The 18,369-nt window shown below is 70.1% G+C and carries 15 protein-coding genes; 13 read left to right on the forward strand and 2 right to left on the reverse strand.

The window, feature by feature from the left end:
• Positions 1-43: 43 nt before the first annotated feature.
• On the reverse strand, positions 44-241 hold the full coding sequence (locus ACFV6H_RS29895) for a hypothetical protein (RefSeq protein WP_385548338.1): 198 nt from the start codon (positions 239-241) through the stop codon (positions 44-46).
• Positions 242-344: 103 nt separating this feature from the next.
• Between ACFV6H_RS29895 and ACFV6H_RS29900 the strand changes: the two genes are divergently transcribed.
• The 13 genes from ACFV6H_RS29900 to ACFV6H_RS29960 all read left to right on the forward strand — a co-directional run bounded on the left by ACFV6H_RS29900 (position 345) and on the right by ACFV6H_RS29960 (position 16,631).
• Positions 345-1,304 (forward strand): LysR family transcriptional regulator, encoded by a 960-nt coding sequence (locus tag ACFV6H_RS29900; RefSeq protein ID WP_385548341.1) that lies wholly within the window; start codon positions 345-347, stop codon positions 1,302-1,304.
• A gap of 166 nt (positions 1,305-1,470) precedes the next feature.
• Positions 1,471-2,244, forward strand: coding sequence for a hypothetical protein (locus tag ACFV6H_RS29905; protein ID WP_385548344.1), 774 nt, complete (start codon positions 1,471-1,473; stop codon positions 2,242-2,244).
• A gap of 126 nt (positions 2,245-2,370) precedes the next feature.
• Positions 2,371-4,494, forward strand: a complete 2,124-nt coding sequence (locus tag ACFV6H_RS29910) for a bifunctional polysaccharide deacetylase/glycosyltransferase family 2 protein (RefSeq protein WP_385548589.1) — start codon at positions 2,371-2,373, stop codon at positions 4,492-4,494.
• Entirely contained in the window at positions 4,491-5,681 is a 1,191-nt protein-coding gene (locus ACFV6H_RS29915; RefSeq protein WP_385548347.1) for an acyltransferase, read from the forward strand. The genes ACFV6H_RS29910 and ACFV6H_RS29915 overlap by 4 nt, the downstream gene beginning before the upstream one ends.
• Positions 5,682-5,934: 253 nt before the next feature.
• The gene (locus ACFV6H_RS29920; RefSeq protein ID WP_384987682.1) at positions 5,935-6,882 is read left to right on the forward strand and encodes an FkbM family methyltransferase; all 948 of its coding nucleotides are present in this window, start codon (positions 5,935-5,937) and stop codon (positions 6,880-6,882) included.
• 187 nt (positions 6,883-7,069) lie between these two features.
• Positions 7,070-8,209 (forward strand): uroporphyrinogen-III synthase, encoded by a 1,140-nt coding sequence (locus ACFV6H_RS29925; RefSeq protein ID WP_385548351.1) that lies wholly within the window; start codon positions 7,070-7,072, stop codon positions 8,207-8,209.
• A 196-nt stretch (positions 8,210-8,405) separates the two neighbouring features.
• Entirely contained in the window at positions 8,406-8,927 is a 522-nt protein-coding gene (locus ACFV6H_RS29930; RefSeq protein ID WP_384987686.1) for a GNAT family N-acetyltransferase, read from the forward strand.
• Positions 8,928-9,032: 105 nt separating this feature from the next.
• Positions 9,033-9,626: a CGNR zinc finger domain-containing protein gene (locus ACFV6H_RS29935; protein ID WP_385548354.1), complete on the forward strand. Its 594-nt coding sequence runs from the start codon at positions 9,033-9,035 to the stop codon at positions 9,624-9,626.
• A 306-nt stretch (positions 9,627-9,932) separates the two neighbouring features.
• Positions 9,933-10,520 carry a sigma-70 family RNA polymerase sigma factor gene (locus ACFV6H_RS29940; protein WP_093602753.1) on the forward strand — a complete coding sequence of 196 codons (588 nt, stop codon included), beginning with the start codon at positions 9,933-9,935 and terminating at the stop codon, positions 10,518-10,520.
• Positions 10,517-11,371: a zf-HC2 domain-containing protein gene (locus ACFV6H_RS29945; RefSeq protein WP_385548358.1), complete on the forward strand. Its 855-nt coding sequence runs from the start codon at positions 10,517-10,519 to the stop codon at positions 11,369-11,371. The genes ACFV6H_RS29940 and ACFV6H_RS29945 overlap by 4 nt, the downstream gene beginning before the upstream one ends.
• 63 nt (positions 11,372-11,434) lie before the next feature.
• On the forward strand, positions 11,435-13,966 hold the full coding sequence (locus ACFV6H_RS29950; protein WP_385548361.1) for a HelD family protein: 2,532 nt from the start codon (positions 11,435-11,437) through the stop codon (positions 13,964-13,966).
• A 440-nt stretch (positions 13,967-14,406) separates the two neighbouring features.
• Positions 14,407-15,840, forward strand: a complete 1,434-nt coding sequence (locus tag ACFV6H_RS29955; RefSeq protein WP_384987694.1) for an NAD-dependent malic enzyme — start codon at positions 14,407-14,409, stop codon at positions 15,838-15,840.
• Between the two features lie 509 nt (positions 15,841-16,349).
• On the forward strand, positions 16,350-16,631 hold the full coding sequence (locus ACFV6H_RS29960) for an HU family DNA-binding protein (protein ID WP_004571953.1): 282 nt from the start codon (positions 16,350-16,352) through the stop codon (positions 16,629-16,631).
• Positions 16,632-16,766: 135 nt separating this feature from the next.
• Here ACFV6H_RS29960 and murA read toward each other — a convergent pair whose 3' ends face one another.
• On the reverse strand, positions 16,767-18,107 hold the full coding sequence (murA, locus tag ACFV6H_RS29965; protein WP_066953870.1) for a UDP-N-acetylglucosamine 1-carboxyvinyltransferase: 1,341 nt from the start codon (positions 18,105-18,107) through the stop codon (positions 16,767-16,769).
• Positions 18,108-18,369: the final 262 nt, after the last annotated feature.

Consider the following 18,369-nt stretch of genomic DNA (forward strand, 5'->3'; position numbering starts at 1 on the left):
GAACACGGACTGAGGCCCCACTGCTCCGGCAGCGGGGCCTCAGTCATGCCCGGGAGCGTGCCCGGAGCCGCGCGACGAGATTGCGCGCGAAGGCGAAGGTACGGGCGCGTGGGCGGTGGCGTGGGCGGTGGCGCGAGTGGGGTGTTCTTGGGGGCGCGTACGGGGCGTAGCGCTGGGCCAGGACCAGGGTGTGGCCCGTCACGGTCAGCAGTGGTGGTTCGGGTTCGGGTGTGTGCGGCATGCGTTCAGCCTCGGGGCTCCCGGTGTTCCCGGTCCAACACCTGGTCAGCGGCTATTTACGCGGCTGTGTTGTGGATCGTGTGCCGGCCGCTGTTCAATGCGGTGTGTTCCGAGATATCGAGCCACGGTTGCTCCGGGCCTTCACCGTTGTCGCGGAGGAGTTGCACTTCACGCGCGCCGCCGCCCGTCTGTATGTCGCCCAGCAGGCGCTCAGCCGTGATGTGCGGCGGCTGGAGCGGGAGTTGGGGACCGAGCTGTTCGTACGGACGACTCGGCAGGTGACGCTGACGGCCGACGGCGAGCGGCTGTTGCCTTATGCCCGGCGGGTGTTGGACGCGCAGGAGGAGTTGCTCGCGGCTTGTGCGGGTGGCGCGCGGGCGCTGCTTGTCGATCTCAACAGTGAGGGCATGGTTTCCGGCCGGGTGCTGGAGCGGGCCCGTGAACTCGCCCCGGAACTCGATCTGATGGCCCGGTTTCTGAGCGGACTCACCGGCGCCGCCGCCGAGATGCTCGCCGGGCGGCTCGATGTCTCGTTCGGCCATGTCGGCGGGCTCACGCCCGGACTGCGCTCCGGTCTCTCGTATCAGCTCGTCCGGTACGAGCGGCTGGCCGTGCTGCTGCCGTACGATCATCCTCTCGCCGAGCGCGCGGAGGTGGCACTCGACGCGCTCAGCGGTGAGAACGTGTACGCGGGCGCGGGCAATCCGGGGACCCAGGAGTGGACGGAGCTGGCGCGGGAGCTCTTCGCCGGGCGCGCCGTCGGGATCGCGCCGCCGGCGCCGATGGCGGTGGGCGCCGAGGAGTTCCGGCGGGTGATGGCCAAGACCCGTGCGCCCGTGCTCACCGTGGTGGATTTTCCGGAGCTGCCGGGAGCCGTACTGCGTCCGCTGGTCGATCCCGTACCACTGTCGCCGCTGTCGCTGGTGTGGCGGAAGGGACTGAATCACCCGGGAGTGGACGCGCTGCGTGCCGCCGCCACCGAACTCGCTGAAGAGGAAAATTGGCTTGATCTGTTCCCTGGAAGCTGGCTTCCCGCCGGCTCGCCGCCACTGTCACCGGACTGATGCACGGCAACCTCCGAAGCTGAACTCCCGGGCCACCTCACTGCGCTACATTCGTGGCCCGGGTGCGGTGTGGTAGGGGGGTACTCGGTCCGAGTGGGGGCTCGGCCGCCGCAGTGATATCCAGCCAGCCGCGTGGGACACCCAAAAACATTCAGTGGTGGGGGATGTGCCTAGCACAGTGGACAAATGGCAAGAAGATGCCCGAACAGGGCATACGCATGAGCCGAACGATGTCACGATCGAGCTCGACGGCGTGGGCCGTCAGCTCTCCGAACTGCCCACGGGCACCCATCCCGCGCAGGAGTCAGGTCCCGCGCGGGAAGCCGGTCCCGAGCTCTCCGACGGCCCGGTGTTCGTCGACGCCAGCGGCCGTCGCAGCAAGACATTCCGCCGGGCGGGCTGGATCGTGGCCATCGCCTGTGCCTGCTACGCGGTGACGCTGGTCGTCGCTCTGATCGGCGGCAGTTCCAGCGCGCCCTGGCTTCAGATACCGGGCCTCGCCGACGAGAAGAAGTCCGACACCGTCGAGATACAGCCCACGCCGACGACCAGCGCGTCCGTCGGCGCGACGCCCGGCGCACCGGGTGTCACCACTCCCTCGCCGACCGACTCGAACGGCGAGTTCGTGCCACAGCCCTCGGAGAGCGTCAGCACCGACGCCTCGGGCAAGCCGGTACCCGGCACATCCGCTTCGTCGAAGCCGCCCGCCGATCCGGCCGGAGGTACGGGCGGCACCAAGCCCGATCCGGAGATACCGCCCGGCACCGGCGGCAACCCGGGCGGAGACAGCGGAGGCACCGGCGGCGGGCCGTCCACCGGGACATCCCCGGATCCGGACCCGCCGTCCACCGGGCCCAGTTCGCCGCCCGTCGAGACACCGCCGGTGGAAGGCGGTCAGCCGGAAGGCGGCCAGCCGATGGCCATGGAAGGCACGCGCTAGATGACCCACACCGGCAGACCCGCCGACGGATCCACCGGCAGCCGGCCCACGCGGAAGAGCGGCGGCCAGGCCCGTCACAACGCCCGCCACACCAAGGCCCCGCGCGTCAGACGCCATCGGCTGCCCATGCGCTATCTGCTCCCGTCGCTCATCCTCGTCGCGCTGTTCGCGATGCTGATGCTGCGCGGTTATGTGCACAGCGAGATCCTCGCCGACCACCGTGTACGCGAGTCGGTCGACGCCGATCAGGTGCCCGAGCGGATCCTCAAGGGCGGGCCGGTCATCGACGCCCGCGGCGCCGCTCCTCCCCGAGCGCTGAACATCCCGGACCACAGGCTCGTCCTCACCTTCGACGACGGCCCGGACCCGGTGTGGACTCCCAAGGTCCTCGACAAGCTGAAGGAGTACGACGCCCACGGCGTCTTCTTCGTCACCGGCACGATGGCCTCGCGCTATCCGGCGCTGGTGAAGCGGATGGTGGACGAGGGCCATGAGATCGGCCTGCACACCTTCAACCATCCCGACCTCTCCTTCCAGACGAAGTCGCGGATCGACTGGGAGCTCTCCCAGAACCAGCTCGCGCTCGCCGGCGCCGCCGACATCCGCACCTCGCTCTTCCGGCCGCCGTACTCCTCGTTCTCGTCCGCCATGGACAACAAGTCCTGGCCGGTCGCCGAGTACATCGGCAGCCTCGGCTACATCACCGTCCTCGACAGCACCGACAGTGAGGACTGGAAGCGTCCCGGCGCCGATGTGATCAGCCGTAACGCCACTCCGAAGGGCGGCAAGGGCGCGATCGTGCTGATGCACGACTCCGGCGGCGACCGCTCACAGACCGTCGAGGCGCTCGAGCACTTCCTGCCGAAGATGCAGGAGCGCGGATACGAGTTCACGACCGTCACCGAGGCCCTCGGCGCGCCCAGCGCCCATACGCAGGTCACCGGCATGGCCCTGTGGAAGGGCAAGGCCTGGGTCGCCGCCGTCGCCCTCTCGGACGACATCACCGGTGTGCTGGTCGTCGGGCTCTCCGTGATCGGTGTGCTGGTCTTCGCACGGTTCGGTCTGATGCTGGTGCTCTCCTTCGCGCACGCGCGCCGGGTGCGCCGCCGCGGCTTCACCTGGGGGCAGCCCGTCACCGAACCGGTGACCGTGCTGGTGCCCGCGTACAACGAACGCGAGTGCATAGCCAATACGGTGCGTTCGCTGATGGAGAGCGACCATCCCGTCGAGGTCATCGTCATCGACGACGGTTCGACCGACGGGACCGCGGACATCGTCGAGGCGCTCTGGCTGCCCAATGTCCATGTCGTACGGCAGGTGAACTCCGGCAAGCCGGCCGCCCTCAACAACGGCATCGCGCATGCCACCCACGATCTGATCGTGATGATGGACGGCGACACCGTCTTCGAGCCGTCCACCGTCCGTGAACTGGTCCAGCCCTTCGGTGATCCGCGCGTCGGCGCCGTCGCGGGCAACGCCAAGGTCGGCAACCGCGACAGTCTCATCGGCGCCTGGCAGCACATCGAGTATGTGATGGGCTTCAACCTCGACCGCCGTATGTACGACATGCTGCGCTGCATGCCCACCATCCCGGGCGCGGTCGGCGCCTTCCGGCGCGAGGCGCTGGAGCGGGTCGGCGGGATGAGCGAGGACACCCTCGCCGAGGACACCGACATCACCATGGCCATGCACCGCGACGGCTGGCGTGTGGTCTACGCCGAGCGCGCCCGTGCCTGGACCGAGGCGCCGGAGTCGGTGCAGCAGCTCTGGTCGCAGCGGTACCGCTGGAGTTACGGCACGATGCAGGCGATCTGGAAGCACCGCCGCGCCCTGGTCGAGCGCGGTCCCTCCGGGCGCTTCGGCCGCGTCGGACTACCGCTGGTCTCGCTCTTCATGGTGCTGGCACCGCTGCTGGCGCCGCTGATCGATGTGTTCCTGCTGTACGGCCTGGTCTTCGGCCCCACCCAGAAGACCGTCGTGGCCTGGCTCGGCGTACTGCTCATCCAGGCCGTCTGCGCCGCGTACGCCTTCCGGCTCGACCGGGAACGGATGACCCATCTGATCTCGCTGCCTCTCCAGCAGATCCTCTACCGGCAGCTCATGTATGTGGTGCTGCTCCAGTCCTGGATCACCGCGCTCACCGGTGGCCGGCTGCGGTGGCAGAAGCTGCGCCGTACCGGAGTGGTGGAGGCGCCGGGCTCGATCCCGGGCCCGCGCGGGCGCGGTGCCGATCGGAGGCCCGTCGCGTGAACGCTCATTCCGTCGGTACCCGAGCCCATGCGCGGGACCAGGCCGCTCCGGCGGCCGGCGGGCGGGACCGCTATCTGGACCTGCTGCGGGCGGTCGCGCTCGTCAGAGTCGTCGTCTTCCATGTCTTCGGCTGGGCCTGGCTGACGATCCTCTTCCCGTCCATGGGCGTGATGTTCGCGCTCGCCGGATCCTTGATGGCCCGGTCCCTCTCGAAGCGGCCTCCGTGGAGCGTCATCCGCGGCAGGCTGCGCCGGCTGCTCCCGCCGGTGTGGGCGTTCGCGCTGGTCGTCGTACCGCTGATGTTCGTGCTGGGCTGGCGGCTGGCCAGGGAGGAGGGACTGTGGTGGTTCCTCAGACTGGCCAACTACATCGTGCCGTTCGGCGCTCCGCCGTACCCGTACGAGAGCGGTTCCCCGAGCGGTCTGCTGGAGGAGACGTGGGCCGAGCAGGCGGCCGGTCCGCTCTGGTACATCCGCGCCTATCTCTGGTTCGTCCTCGCCTCGCCGCTGCTGCTGTGGGTGTTCCGCAAGGTGCCCTGGGCGGCGCTGCTCCTCCCGGTCGCGCTCACCGCAGTCCTCGGCTCGGGCCTGGTGGAGATTCCGGGCGAGACCGGTGAGGCACTCTCCGACTTCGCGGTCTACGGCGCCTGCTGGGTCCTCGGCTTCGCGCACAACGACGGCGCGTTCCGTAAGGTCCCGCGCTACATCACGGTCTCGCTGGCCGCCTTCACCATGGCCTTCGCCCTGTGGTGGGCCTCGGGCCATCTCACCGACGAGGGCTGGAACCTGGACGAGATCCCGCTCGCCCAGGCGATGTGGTCGCTGGGCTTCTGCGCGATCCTGCTCCAGTACTCACCGTCGTGGCGGGAGCTCCCGGGCAGGCTCGGACAGTTCGACACGGTGATCACGCTCGCCAACAACCGTGCGGTGACGATCTATCTCTGGCACAACCTGCTGATCATGGCGACGGTCCCGCTCATCGACCAGCTCTGGAACATCCCGGGGATCGACGCGTACTCCGCCGAGCTGGACTCCGCGTACACGGCCCTGATGCTGGTCCTGGTCTGGCCGCTGATCGCCCTGATGATCCTGGTGATCGGCTGGGTCGAGGACGTGGCGGCGCAACGCGCGCCACGGCTGTGGCCGAACGGAGCGAAGGAGGCCCGGGAGCGCGCAGCCCTGGACTGATGTCCGAGGCCGGCGTGCGGGGCCGGTCTGCGGGAGGCCTGTGCCCGGGGCCGGGCCCGGGCTCGGGCTGTCGGCTGTCCGGAGCCGGCATACGCCTGCCGGCTGTCCGGGGCCCGTGTACAGCTCCCGGCTGTCCGGGGTGGGCCGATGATTCGCCCTGTGTTCACCGTCCCAACATCCTGAGCTCATCAACTGTCGACAGCATCGCCCTACTCGACCGGTCGTTCCGTTGGAAGTTTCCCGAGGAGCACGTGTGAAGATCCTCCGCAAGATCTCGTCAAGTGTGAGTGCCACCGGGAAGCCGGGGTCCGGCCGGCCGGCCGCGTCGCTCGGGACCCGGATACGGGATCTCGACGAGGCGAACCGGCGGACCGCGAAGGAGGCCGTCCGCGTCCGGCCGACCACGACCACCGAGATCCTCAATACCCACCGCAAGGCGTTTCCCTACCAGGGATGGGTGGAGATCGACTCCGGCTTCTGTCCTCCGTTCGTCATGTTCTGCGCGAACGACGAGGCCGTAGCCCTCGACACCGTCTGGAACGGCCGCTTCGGCTACGAGATGGGCAGCCTGTACCACTGGAGCCGGCTGGCCGCCGCCAGCCGTACGGTGCTCGACGTCGGCGCGCACGTCGGCTACTACGCGATGATCGCGGCCCTCTCCAGCCCCAAGGCCACCGTGCACGCCTTCGAGCCGGTGCCTCCGATCCACGCCAGGCTGGCCATCAACCACCGGGCGAACGGTCTCAAGAATCTTGTGCTGCACCAGAAGGGCGTCTCGGACGAAGGCGGCCGGGCGGACATCAACATCCGCTTCCCGCTGGCGAATCTGCTCTCCACCGGCTCCTCGCTGGAGGAGTTCGCCAAGCCGCTGGCCAGCGCGTTCACCGCGCGTATCCAGCTCGTCACGCTGGACGAGACGCTCGGGGACACATCCGTCGACCTGATCAAGATCGACGTCGAAGGGCACGAGCCCAGCGTCCTGGAGGGAGCGCAGCAGCTCATCAAGCGCGACCGGCCCGTCATCATTCTCGAAGCCCTGGCGTCGACGCCGATGGACGAACTCACCGGGCCTTTCGCGGATCTCGACTACACGTTCCGCTGGATCTCGGAGGAGGACCAGCGGCTCGTCCCGATCGCCGAGGGACGTCCCGGCAAGAGCCGGAATCTGATCTTCGCGCCGCGGGAGAACGAGTACGCCTGACGGTCCGGGCGCACTTGGGCCCGCCCGTACCCGGGTCCGGCCGTAGCTGGGCGGTATACCTTCGCCGGGCGCGGGCAGAGGTGGGCCGTGGGAGCCCGGTCGTTCGTTACAGCGCGGAAATGCCCGTGAACCGGGCCTGTCACGCGCCGTTGACAGTCTCGGTCGCCCGGCGACCGGGAGGAGCGGCATGGACGGCCGACGGCACGGCCCTCTCGCGGGATTCACGATCGGCGTCACGGCCGCCCGGCGCGCCGGTGAACTGGGCGCGCTGCTGCGGCGGTACGGCGGTTCCGTCGTCCACGCGCCCGCGCTGCGGATCGTGCGGCCCGCCGACGACACCGAACTCCTCGCCGTCACCAAGGAACTGATCGACGGCGTCCCCGATGTGGTCGTGGCGACGACGGCGATCGGCTTCCGCGGCTGGATCGAGGCGGCGGACGGCTGGGGCCACGGCGAGGAGCTGCTGGCCTGTCTGCGCGCGGTCGAACTGCTCGCCCGCGGGCCCAAGGTGAGAGGCGCCATCAGGGCCGCCGGGCTGGTGGAGGCCTGGTCGCCCGGCGCCGAGTCGATGGCCGAGGTGCTCGCCCGGCTGCTCGGCGAGGGCGTCGAGGGCCGGCGGATCGCGCTGCAACTGCACGGCGAGCCGCTGCCCGGATTCGTGGAGTCGCTACGGGCCGGCGGCGCCGAGGTTGTCGTCGTACCGGTCCACCGCTGGATGCCGCCGGAGGATCTCGCGCCGGTCGACCGGCTCATCGACGCGACCGTCGCCCGCTCCCTGGACGCCGTCACCTTCACCAGCGCGCCGGCCGCCGCCTCGCTGCTGTCGCGCGCCGGCGAGCGCGGCCGGCTGGCCGCGCTGCTCGACGCCCTGCGCCACGATGTGCTGGCCGCCTGCGTCGGGCCCGTCACCGCGCTGCCGCTCCAGGCGTGCGGGATCGACACCGTACAGCCGGAGCGCTTCCGGCTCGGACCGCTCGTCCAGGTACTGAGCGCGGAGCTGCCCGCGCGTGCCCGCGCGCTGCCGGTCGCGGGCCGCCGAGTCGAGATCCGTGGCCATGCCGTGCTGGTCGACGGCGAGCTGCGGCCGGTGCAGCCCGCCGGGATGGCGCTGCTGAAGGCCCTGGCCCGTCGGCCCGGCTGGGTGGTCTCGCGGGCGGAGCTGCTGCGCGCGCTGCCGGGCGCGGGCCGTGACGAGCACGCCGTGGAGACCGCGATGGCCCGGCTGCGGACGGCGCTGGGCGAGCCCAAGCTGATCCACACCGTGGTCAAACGCGGCTACCGGCTGGCGCTGGACCCGGCGGCCGACGCGAAGTACGCGGACGCGTGAGCGGGCGTGGGAGCCGGCGTGTGAGCGGACAGGCGAGCGGACAGGCGAGCCGGGCCCGGTGACCGGCTGAGCGGGAGCGCGCGTACGGGCGGTGCCGGGACGCGCGACACGGCTGTGGTCCCGGGACACAGATGGCTACGGGTGTTGTCCGTGAGGCCTTCTGGTACTTCGCGGTGCCGTCGGTACCGTACGAAGAATGGCGCTCCACTCCTCCATCCGCCTCAGACCTTCGGGCCCGGACGACGCCGAACACGTCGTCGAGGCGCTGGTCCGCAATCGCGACCATCTGCGTCCCTGGGAGCCGTACCGTCCCGCGGACTACTTCACCGCGCGGTTCCAGGCCGACCGGCTCGCCGATCCCTCCGCGCGCCGCTGGCTGCTCGCCGACGGTACGCGCGTCGTCGGTGAGGCGACGCTGTCGAACATCGCCCTCGGCGCCTTCCGCAGCGCGATCCTCGGCTACTGGATCGACGCCGCGTATCTCAACCGCGGTCTCGCCACCCGCACCGTCGAGGAGGTCTGCCGCGCGGCCCGCGACGAGCTGGGCCTGCACCGCGTCGAGGCGGGCACGCTGCCCGCCAACGCGGCCTCGCAGCGGGTGCTGCGCAAATGCGGTTTCGAGCTGTTCGGGACCGCGCCGCTCTATCTTCATATCGACGGAGAGTGGCGGGACCATCATCTCTTCCAGCGCATCCTGCACAACGGCCCGCCGAACTGAGCTCCTTGGGTTCCCTGCCGGTAGCAGGGGTTCCGGCCGCGTTCGGGGGCAGGCACTCTGAGAGGGAACGCACCCGACCGGTGAACCCGAGGCGGTGACAGGCACATGACGGCGGGCATGAGCTCGTACGAGTGGCGGTTCGACTCCGGGCGCGTCTGCCTGGATCTGGTGGCCACGGCGGAGCCGACCTCCAGAGGATGGGAGCAGCTCGACGGCGCGGTGTCGCTGCGCAGATGGCTGGTCGGCGCCGGGCTGGTGCCGAAAGGAACTCCGCTGCGGGCCGTGGACGCCTGCTGGGTCCGGTCCTTCGCCGAACTGCGCGACGGCGTCGGGCAGTTGGTACGGGCCCAGATCGACGGCCGGGACGCGGCGGGCGCCCTGGAACAGGTCAACGCGCTGGCCGCGGTGGCGCCGCCCGGGATCAGGGCCGTACGGGACGAGGACGGCGCGCTCGTACGGGCGCTGAGCGCCGAGCCCGAGTGCGGCGCGCTGCTGGCGGCCGTGGCCAGGGACGCGGTGGAGCTGCTCACCGATCCCGCGGCACGGGCCAGGCTCCGGCAGTGCGAAGGTGACACCTGCGGGCGCGTCTATCTGGACACCTCACGAGGGCGGCGGCGCCGCTGGTGCTCCAGCGAGGTCTGCGGCAACCGCGAACGGGTGGCCAGGCACCGCCGCAGGGCGGCCCTCTCCCGGGCCTGAGCCCGCGCCTGAGCCGCTCCGTCCGGGCCGCCGAGCGGCTTCCGGTCCGCCAAACGCGATTTTCAGCCAACTCCGCACGGTGTGAACACAGGCAGCGCACAGATTCCATGCAGAGCCCACACACTTCCTGCGCGGCTTCTCCATGGATTCCGCATGGGTCCCGGACCGGGGCGAACCCGTCCCAGGTCGCCCAGCCTTCCCCGTAAAAGATCTTGAAAGTTTTTCCGGTCCCGTTGAGTGACCGCACGCGGGCGTCCGTAGTGATGAGGGAGAAGCAGCCATCAAGGTCTCGACCGGGAGGTTCAGGTGCGCAAGGATGCGGCCGTGGCCGAAGACCGACCTCACCGGGCCCGGCACCGGAGCGAGGTACCGCGCACCAATGTCTCCGTCCCCGACGAGGAGTTGATGCGAGCCCTCTACCGGGAGCACGCAGGACCGCTGCTCGCCTATGTACTGCGTCTGGTCGCGGGCGACCGTCAGCGGGCCGAGGATGTCGTGCAGGAAACGCTCATCCGTGCCTGGAAGAACGCCGGCCAGCTCAACCGGGCGACCGGCTCTGTCCGACCCTGGCTGGTGACGGTCGCCCGGCGTATCGTCATCGACGGTCACCGCAGCCGGCAGGCCCGGCCGCAGGAGGTCGACCCGTCGCCGCTGGAGGTCATGCCCGCGGAGGACGAGATCGACAAGGCGTTGTGGCTGATGACGCTCTCTGATGCGCTCGATGATTTGACCCCTGCTCACCGGGAAGTCCTGGTGGAGACGTACTTCAAGGGGCGCACGGTCAACGAGGCCGCCGAGACGCTCGGCATACCCAGCGGCACGGTGCGTTCACGGGTGTTCTACGCGCTGCGTTCCATGAAGCTCGCGCTGGAGGAGAGGGGGGTCTCGGCATGACCACGCATGAGCAGTACGGACTGGGCGACGAAAGTACTGTGCACGAAGCCGTCGGCGCGTATGTCCTCGGCATTCTCGACGACGCCGAGGCCACCGCCTTCGAGGCGCATCTGGCCGGCTGCCGCATCTGCGCCGTCAACCTGGAGGAGTTCTCCGGGATGGAGCCGATGCTGGCCATGCTGGCGGACAGCCCGGACCCGTTCGCCGGGCCCGGCTCGCTCGGCGCGCCCGGCACGCTCGGCTCACTGGCGCCCGTGGTGCCGCTGGCGGAGCTGCCGACACCGTCCGTCTCCGTACAGCCGAGCCCGCAGCTCCTCGGGCGGCTGGTGGACGAGGTCGCGGCCAAGCGCGCCCAGCGCAGGCGCCGGGGGATGTATCTGGTCGCCGCCGCGGCGGCGCTGATCATCGGCGGTCCCGTGGTGGCCGTCACCGCCGCCGGAGGCGACGGCGGGACGAGCAGTCAGGCCGGAGACCCGCATCCCACCAGCCCGGCCGAGGACGCCTTCTTCAACCACATGCCGGACAAGGTCTGGGCGACGGACGCCACGACCAAGGTCAGCGCGACGATCGGCATGGAGCCGAAGGGCTGGGGCACGCACACGGTCCTGGAGCTCAAGAATGTGAAGGGTCCGCTCAAGTGCAGTCTGGTCGCCGTGTCCAAGACGGGCGAGGAGGAGGTCGTCACCTCCTGGTCGGTGCCGAAGTGGGGATACGGCATCGCCGACAGCCCGAACAAGGTCTCCAAGAGCCCGCTGTACGTCCACGGCGGCACGGCCATGGACAGCAACGACATCGATCACTTCGAGGTCCGTACGTTCGACGGCGAGCGACTGGTGGAGGTCGACGCCTGACATACCGGCCCCCCTTCGCGTACGGTTGACGGCTGCCCGACGCACGTTATGAAGGGGGCCCCGGTGGCCGCGCAGGATGCCGCTGTTCAATCCGCTGGACCAGCCGTCGATCCGGTATGCGACACGGGGCACGACTCCGTACGCGACCGTGAGATCGACGGCGAACAGCGCCATCTGGACCAGGTGTACCGCCGCCTGGAGGAGAAGATCCACGAGGCGGAGTTCCTGATGCACGACGCCGCCAAACGGGGGCAGGTCGGCACACCGGGCGCGCTCGCCGAGCGCGACGCCCAGGTCTTCCGGGCCGGGATCCATCTCAACCGGCTCAACAACGAGTTCGAGGACTTCCTCTTCGGACGGATCGATCTGCTGCCCGGCAAGGACGGCCAGAAGGGCCCGGACGGCGCGTACACCTCGGTCGAACCGGCCGACGACGCGATCAGGTCGGACCGTACGGCCGATATCGCCGAGACGCTGCACATCGGCCGGATCGGTGTCCTGGACTCCGACTACTCGCCGCTGGTCATCGACTGGCGCGCGCCGGCCGCCGCGCCCTTCTACCGCTCCACACCGGTCGATCCCGGCCGGGTGGTACGGCGCAGGGTGATCCGGTCCAAGGGCCGCAGGGTGCTCGGTGTCGAGGACGATCTGATGCGTCCCGAGCTGACGGCGTCGCTGGACGGCGCGGCGCTGCCGGTCATCGGTGACGGTGCGCTGATGGCCGCGCTCGGACAGGCGCGCAGCCACACGATGCGGGACATCGTCTCCTCGATCCAGGCGGAGCAGGACCTTGTGATCCGGGCGCCGGCCGCGTCCGTCACCGAGGTGTCGGGCGGCCCTGGCACCGGCAAGACGGCGGTGGCGCTGCACCGCGCCGCGTATCTGCTCTACCAGGACCGGCGGCGGTACGCGGGCGGCATCCTGGTCGTCTCGCCGACGCCGCTGCTCGTCGCGTACACGGAGGGCGTGCTTCCGTCGCTGGGCGAGGAGGGCCAGGTTGCGATCCGCGCGGTCGGCTCGCTGGTCGACGGCGCGGAGGCCACGGCGTACGACGAACCGGCCGTCGCCCGGGTCAAGGGCTCGGCGCGGATGCTGAAGGTGCTGCGCAAGGCGGCGAGAGGAGCGCTGGAAGGCGCCACGGCGACGGCTCCCGGTGGCCGTGGCGGTGGCGGCCGTGGCGGACGGACCGGCCACGCGGTGAGCGCGGGCGCGGGTGCGCTCACGGGACAGCTCGCCTTCGGTGAGGTGGCCGAGGCGGCCGAGGACGCCACGGAGGCCGAGGACACCGCGTACGCCGACGGCGTCGGCGCGCGTGGCGGCCGTGGCGGCGCGCCGGTGCGGCTGCGTGTTGTCGCGTTCGGCCGTCGGCTGGAGCTCGAAGCCGACGAGCTGCGCCGTATCCGCGAGTCCGTGCTCGGCGGGACCGCGCCCGTCAATCTGCTGCGTCCGCGCGCCCGCAGACTGCTGCTGGACGCGCTGTGGACGAAGTCCGGCTCGGCCGGGCGCCACACCGATCCCGAGCTGGCCGCCGAACTGCGCTCCTCCTTCGACGAGGACGTCACCTCCGAGGACAGCTTCATCGCGTTCCTCGACGCGTGGTGGCCCGAGCTGACGCCGCGCGGAGTACTTGCCGCGATGGCCGACGAGCGGCGGCTCGCCCGCTGGTCGCGCCGGATCCTCAACCAGGGCGAGACCCGGCGTCTGGCGCGCTCGCTCAAGCGGCTGGGCGCCGACGGCAAGGGCCCGCTCTCGGTCCACGACGTGGCGCTGCTGGACGAGCTGGAGACACTGCTCGGCACGCCCGCGCGTCCCAGGAAGCGCCGTGAACTCGATCCGCTGGACCAGCTCACCGGTCTGGAGGAGCTGATGCCGCAGCGCGAGGAGTCCCAGCGCGAGCGGGCCGAGCGGCTGGCGGCGGAGCGTACGGAGTACGCGCATGTCATCGTCGACGAGGCGCAGGACCTCACGCCCATGCAGTGGCGGATGGTCGGCCGCCGCGGCCGGCACGCCACCTGGACGGTCGTCGGTGACGCGGCGCAGTCGTCCTGGTCGGATCCGGACGAGGCGGCGGAGGCCCGTGACGAGGCGCTCGGCACCCGGCCGCGCCGCCGCTTCACCCTGACCGTGAACTACCGCAACCCGGCCGAGATCGCCGAGCTGGCGGCGAAGGTCCTGGCCCTCGCGATGCCCGGGATGGAGTCCCCGAGGGCGGTGCGCTCCACCGGCGTGGAGCCGCGCTTCTCCGTCGTGCAGGACGGCGATCTCGCCGAGACCGTACGGGCCGAGGCACGGCGGCTGCTGGACCGCGTCGACGGCACGGTCGGCGTCGTCGTCGCCATGAACCGGCGCGAGCAGGCGGCGCGCTGGCTGGCCGGGCTCGGCGAGCGCGTGGTGGCGCTGGGCAGCCTGGAGGCCAAGGGACTGGAGTACGACGCGACGGTCGTGGTCTCGCCCGCGGAGATCGCCGACGAGTCACCGGCCGGGCTGCGGGTGCTGTACGTGGCACTCACCCGGGCGACCCAGCAGCTCACGGTCGTCTCGACGGCCCGCGACGAGCCGGACCCGGAAGGAGCACCGGACCTGCTCCGGGATTGATGACAAGTCAAGTCGCTCCGGAGGAATCACTTCCCGGGGTGGTTTGTTAGATTGGGTACGGCACCGGCTCGATCCAAGCCCCCGGGCCCAACCTTCGTCGCTTCGAGCGACCACTTGCCGCGAGGCGAGCATGGCGGGTCGGTGCCACCTAGTTCTTCACGTACTTCTTCTTCACGTACTTCTTCACATGAAGACGTTTCAGGATGTACTTCTTCGCGTTCGCACCACACTTCTGTCAGCGGGCCTTCACCAGCCATTGGTGGGGGCCTGCTTCTGTTGGGCGTGCCGCTGTTAGGGTCTCCCGCATCGTGGAAGGCGCCTTCCGGAGGTAGGGGTCTTTACCCGCTACCCGGTGGTAGGTGCGACCATCGGTACGCGCCGCCGGGACATCGGTCCGGGCGGAGCGGCACAGCGGCTAGGGAAAGCAGAGGAACTCGGTCATGGCAACGGCGCCCAGCGTCTCGTACTCGATGACGGTCAGGCTGGAGGTGCCCGCGAGCGGTACCGCGGTCTCCCAGCTCACCACGGCCGTGGAGTCCTCCGGCGGCTCTGTGACCGGTCTTGACGTGACCGCCTCCGGCCACGAGAAGCTGCGGATCGACGTCACGATCGCCGCGACCTCCACGGCACACGCGGACCAGATCGTCGCGCAGCTCCGCGGGATCGAGGGCGTTGTTCTGGGCAAGGTCTCCGACCGTACGTTCCTGATGCACCTCGGCGGCAAGATCGAGATGCAGTCGAAGCACCCGATCCGCAACCGTGACGATCTCTCCATGATCTACACACCGGGTGTGGCGCGTGTCTGCATGGCGATCGCCGAGAATCCCGAGGACGCCCGCCGGCTGACCATCAAGCGCAACTCCGTCGCGGTCGTGACCGACGGTTCCGCCGTGCTCGGCCTCGGCAACATCGGCCCCATGGCCGCGCTGCCGGTCATGGAGGGCAAGGCGGCCCTCTTCAAGCGCTTCGCCGGTATCGACGCCTGGCCGCTCTGCCTGGACACCCAGGACACCGACGCCATCGTCGAGATCGTCAAGGCGATCGCGCCCGGCTTCGCGGGCATCAATCTGGAGGACATCTCCGCGCCGCGCTGCTTCGAGATCGAGGCACGGCTGCGCGAGGCCCTGGACATTCCGGTCTTCCACGACGACCAGCACGGCACCGCGATCGTGGTGCTCGCGGCGCTGACCAACGCGCTGCGTGTGGTGGGCAAGGCCGTCGAGGACGTACGGATCGTGATGTCCGGCGCGGGCGCCGCCGGTACGGCCATCCTCAAGCTGCTGATCGCGGCGGGCGTCAAGCACGCAGTGGTCGCCGACATCCACGGTGTGGTGCACGCGGGCCGCGAGGATCTGGTGGAGGCGGCCCCGGAGTCACCACTGCGCTGGATCGCCGACAACACCAACCCCGAAGGCGTCACCGGCACACTGAAGCAGGCCGTGGTCGACGCGGACGTCTTCATCGGTGTCTCGGCCCCGAACGTGCTGGACGGCGACGATGTCGCGGCCATGGCGGACGGCGCGATCGTCTTCGCGCTCGCCAACCCGGATCCCGAGGTGGACCCGGCGATCGCGCGCGAGACGGCGGCCGTCGTGGCCACGGGCCGCTCCGACTTCCCGAACCAGATCAACAACGTGCTGGTCTTCCCCGGTGTCTTCCGCGGTCTGCTGGACGCCCAGTCCCGTACGGTCAACACGGAGATGATGCTGGCCGCGGCGTCCGCGCTGGCGGGTGTCGTCACCGAGGACGAGCTGAACCCGAACTACATCGTGCCCTCGGTCTTCAACGACAAGGTCGCGGGCGCGGTGGCGGGCGCGGTGCGCGACGCGGCCAGGGCAGCCGCGGGCGGTGTGACGACTCCCACGTCGGTCTGACCCGTACGCCGGCGCCCGCACTCCGGGACCGTACGCCGGGGTCGCACGTCGGGTCCGTACGCCGGGGCTCGCGCCCCGGGTCCCGGACGGACCGGCGGCGGCGAGCCCGTAACCGGGTATCCGCCCAGGTGGCGCACGGCTGTGGCGCTTCCCACGTACGCCCGCGCCCGGCGCGTCGCGATTCGCCGGGCCCCACGGGCCCCTCTAGGGTGGCGGACCATGAGCCCCGCCGCTCCAGGGAGGTTTTCAGGGCCTTCGGGGGGTTCAGGGCTCCAAGGCTCCAAGGAGTCTCCACAGAGTCCACGGAACGTCACGACGACGAGGCAGTGGCGCTTTTCGTGTGACTCCGGAGGGTGCCGGATTGGCTTTCCCGCCGCTGGTGGGGGCAGGATGCGTATTCGGGCGCGAGGGTCTGTCAGCAGACCCGGGTCCGGGGACTGTCCGAGGGCCCTGGCAGCATCGGCTTCGATCTCACGCCTCACAGGCAAGAAGAACACGGGAGTAACAACATGAACCGCAGTGAGCTGGTGGCCGCCCTGGCCGACCGCGCCGAGGTGACCCGCAAGGACGCCGACGCTGTGCTGGCCGCTCTCGCCGAGACGGTCGGCGAGGTCGTCGCCAAGGGCGACGAGAAGGTCACCATCCCCGGCTTTCTGACCTTCGAGCGCACCCACCGTGCCGCTCGCACCGCTCGTAACCCGCAGACCGGTGACCCGATCCAGATCCCGGCCGGTTACAGCGTGAAGGTCTCCGCGGGCTCCAAGCTCAAGGAAGCCGCCAAGGGCAAGTAAGACGCATCCACAGCATCCATAGGCAACGCTCAGGGGCGGCCACCCGGACCGGGTGGCCGCCCCTGGGTGTGCCGGACTTCTTCCCGCCGGGCCGGATCCGGTCCAGCCGGTCCGGTCCGGCCGGATCCGGCGAGGTCAGACGAGCGCGCCGCCCGGCAGCTCGACCTTCGCGCCCAGCTCCACCAGCTTCTCCATGAAGTTCTCGTAGCCGCGGTTGATCAGATCGATGCCGTGCACCCGGGAGGTGCCCTGGGCCGCCAGGGCCGCGATCAGATACGAGAAGCCGCCGCGCAGGTCGGGGATGACCAGATCGGCGCCCTGGAGCCGGGTGGGCCCCGAGACGACCGCGGAGTGCAGGAAGTTGCGCTGGCCGAAGCGGCAGTCGGAGCCGCCCAGGCACTCGCGGTAGAGCTGGATGTGCGCGCCCATCTGGTTGAGCGCGGAGGTGAAGCCGAGCCTCGACTCGTACACCGTCTCGTGGACGATGGAGAGACCGGAGGCCTGCGTCAGGGCCACCACCAGCGGCTGCTGCCAGTCGGTCTGGAAGCCGGGATGCACATCCGTCTCCAGCGCGATCGCGTTGAGCGAGCCGCCCGGATGCCAGAAGCGGATGCCCTCGTCGTCGATCTCGAAGGCGCCGCCGACCTTGCGGTAGGTGTTGAGGAAGGTCATCATCGACCGCTGCTGTGCGCCGCGCACGAAGATGTTGCCCTCGGTGGCCAGCGCCGCCGACGCCCAGGAGGCCGCCTCCAGACGGTCCGGGATGGCCCGGTGCGTATAGCCGTCGAGCCGGTCGACACCGGTGATCCGGATCGTCCGGTCGGTGTCCATCGAGATGATCGCGCCCATCTTCTGGAGCACACAGATCAGATCCTCGATCTCCGGCTCCACCGCGGCGTTCGACAGCTCCGTGACGCCCTCGGCCAGCACGGCCGTCAGCAGCACCTGCTCCGTCGAGCCGACCGACGGATAGGGCAGCCGGATCTTCGTACCGCGCAGCCGCTGCGGCGCCTCCAGATACTGGCCGTCCGCGCGCTTCTCGATCGTCGCGCCGAACCGGCGCAGTACGTCGAAGTGGAAGTCGATCGGCCGGCCGCCGATGTCACAGCCGCCGAGACCCGGGATGAAGGCATGGCCGAGCCGGTGCAGCAGCGGACCGCAGAAGAGGATCGGAATACGCGACGAACCCGCGTGGGCGTCGATGTCGGCGACATTGGCGCTCTCGACATGCGTCGGATCGAGGATCAGCTCGCCCGGTTCGTCGCCGGGACGCACGGTCACGCCGTGGAGCTGGAGCAGTCCGCGCACCACCCGTACATCGCGGATGTCCGGCACATTGCGCAGCCGGCTCGGGCCACTGCCGAGCAGTGCGGCGACCATCGCCTTCGGCACCAGGTTCTTCGCGCCTCGGACCCGGATCTCGCCCTCCAGCGGAGTTCCGCCGTGGACAAGCATTACATCGTCTGTGCCGGTCATGAATCTCGCGTTCCGGAGTGGGCGGGCAGGTGGCCAAGGAAAAGGGTAAGGGGCCGGGCCCCCTGTGCCGTAAGGCCCGGGACAGAGCCGGTGCGGAATGGAATCCGGTACGACACATACCGTTCCCGGTCCCTCGCGGACGGTCACCGGCCGCGACCTTTCCGGGCCGTGCGCTCCCGCTGCCGCCGTGCGCCCTGAGCTGCGCGCACGCGGACCGCGCCGGGCATACCCCGTGGAGCGCGAAGATGCGGGATCATGTGTC

Origin of the sequence: Streptomyces sp. NPDC059743 (genome assembly GCF_042732975.1) — a bacterium.
Taxonomy (GTDB): Bacteria; Actinomycetota; Actinomycetes; order Streptomycetales; family Streptomycetaceae; genus Streptomyces.

Coding starts and splice junctions, on each gene's coding strand:
- ACFV6H_RS29930 (WP_384987686.1), top strand. CDS start 8,406: ATGGCGCTCCACTCCTCCATCCGCCTCAGACCTTCGGGCCCGGACGAC.
- ACFV6H_RS29955 (WP_384987694.1), top strand. CDS start 14,407: ATGGCAACGGCGCCCAGCGTCTCGTACTCGATGACGGTCAGGCTGGAG.
- ACFV6H_RS29935 (WP_385548354.1), top strand. CDS start 9,033: ATGACGGCGGGCATGAGCTCGTACGAGTGGCGGTTCGACTCCGGGCGC.
- ACFV6H_RS29960 (WP_004571953.1), top strand. CDS start 16,350: ATGAACCGCAGTGAGCTGGTGGCCGCCCTGGCCGACCGCGCCGAGGTG.
- murA (WP_066953870.1), bottom strand. CDS start 18,107: ATGACCGGCACAGACGATGTAATGCTTGTCCACGGCGGAACTCCGCTG.
- ACFV6H_RS29895 (WP_385548338.1), bottom strand. CDS start 241: ATGCCGCACACACCCGAACCCGAACCACCACTGCTGACCGTGACGGGC.
- ACFV6H_RS29910 (WP_385548589.1), top strand. CDS start 2,371: ATGCGCTATCTGCTCCCGTCGCTCATCCTCGTCGCGCTGTTCGCGATG.
- ACFV6H_RS29945 (WP_385548358.1), top strand. CDS start 10,517: ATGACCACGCATGAGCAGTACGGACTGGGCGACGAAAGTACTGTGCAC.
- ACFV6H_RS29925 (WP_385548351.1), top strand. CDS start 7,070: ATGGACGGCCGACGGCACGGCCCTCTCGCGGGATTCACGATCGGCGTC.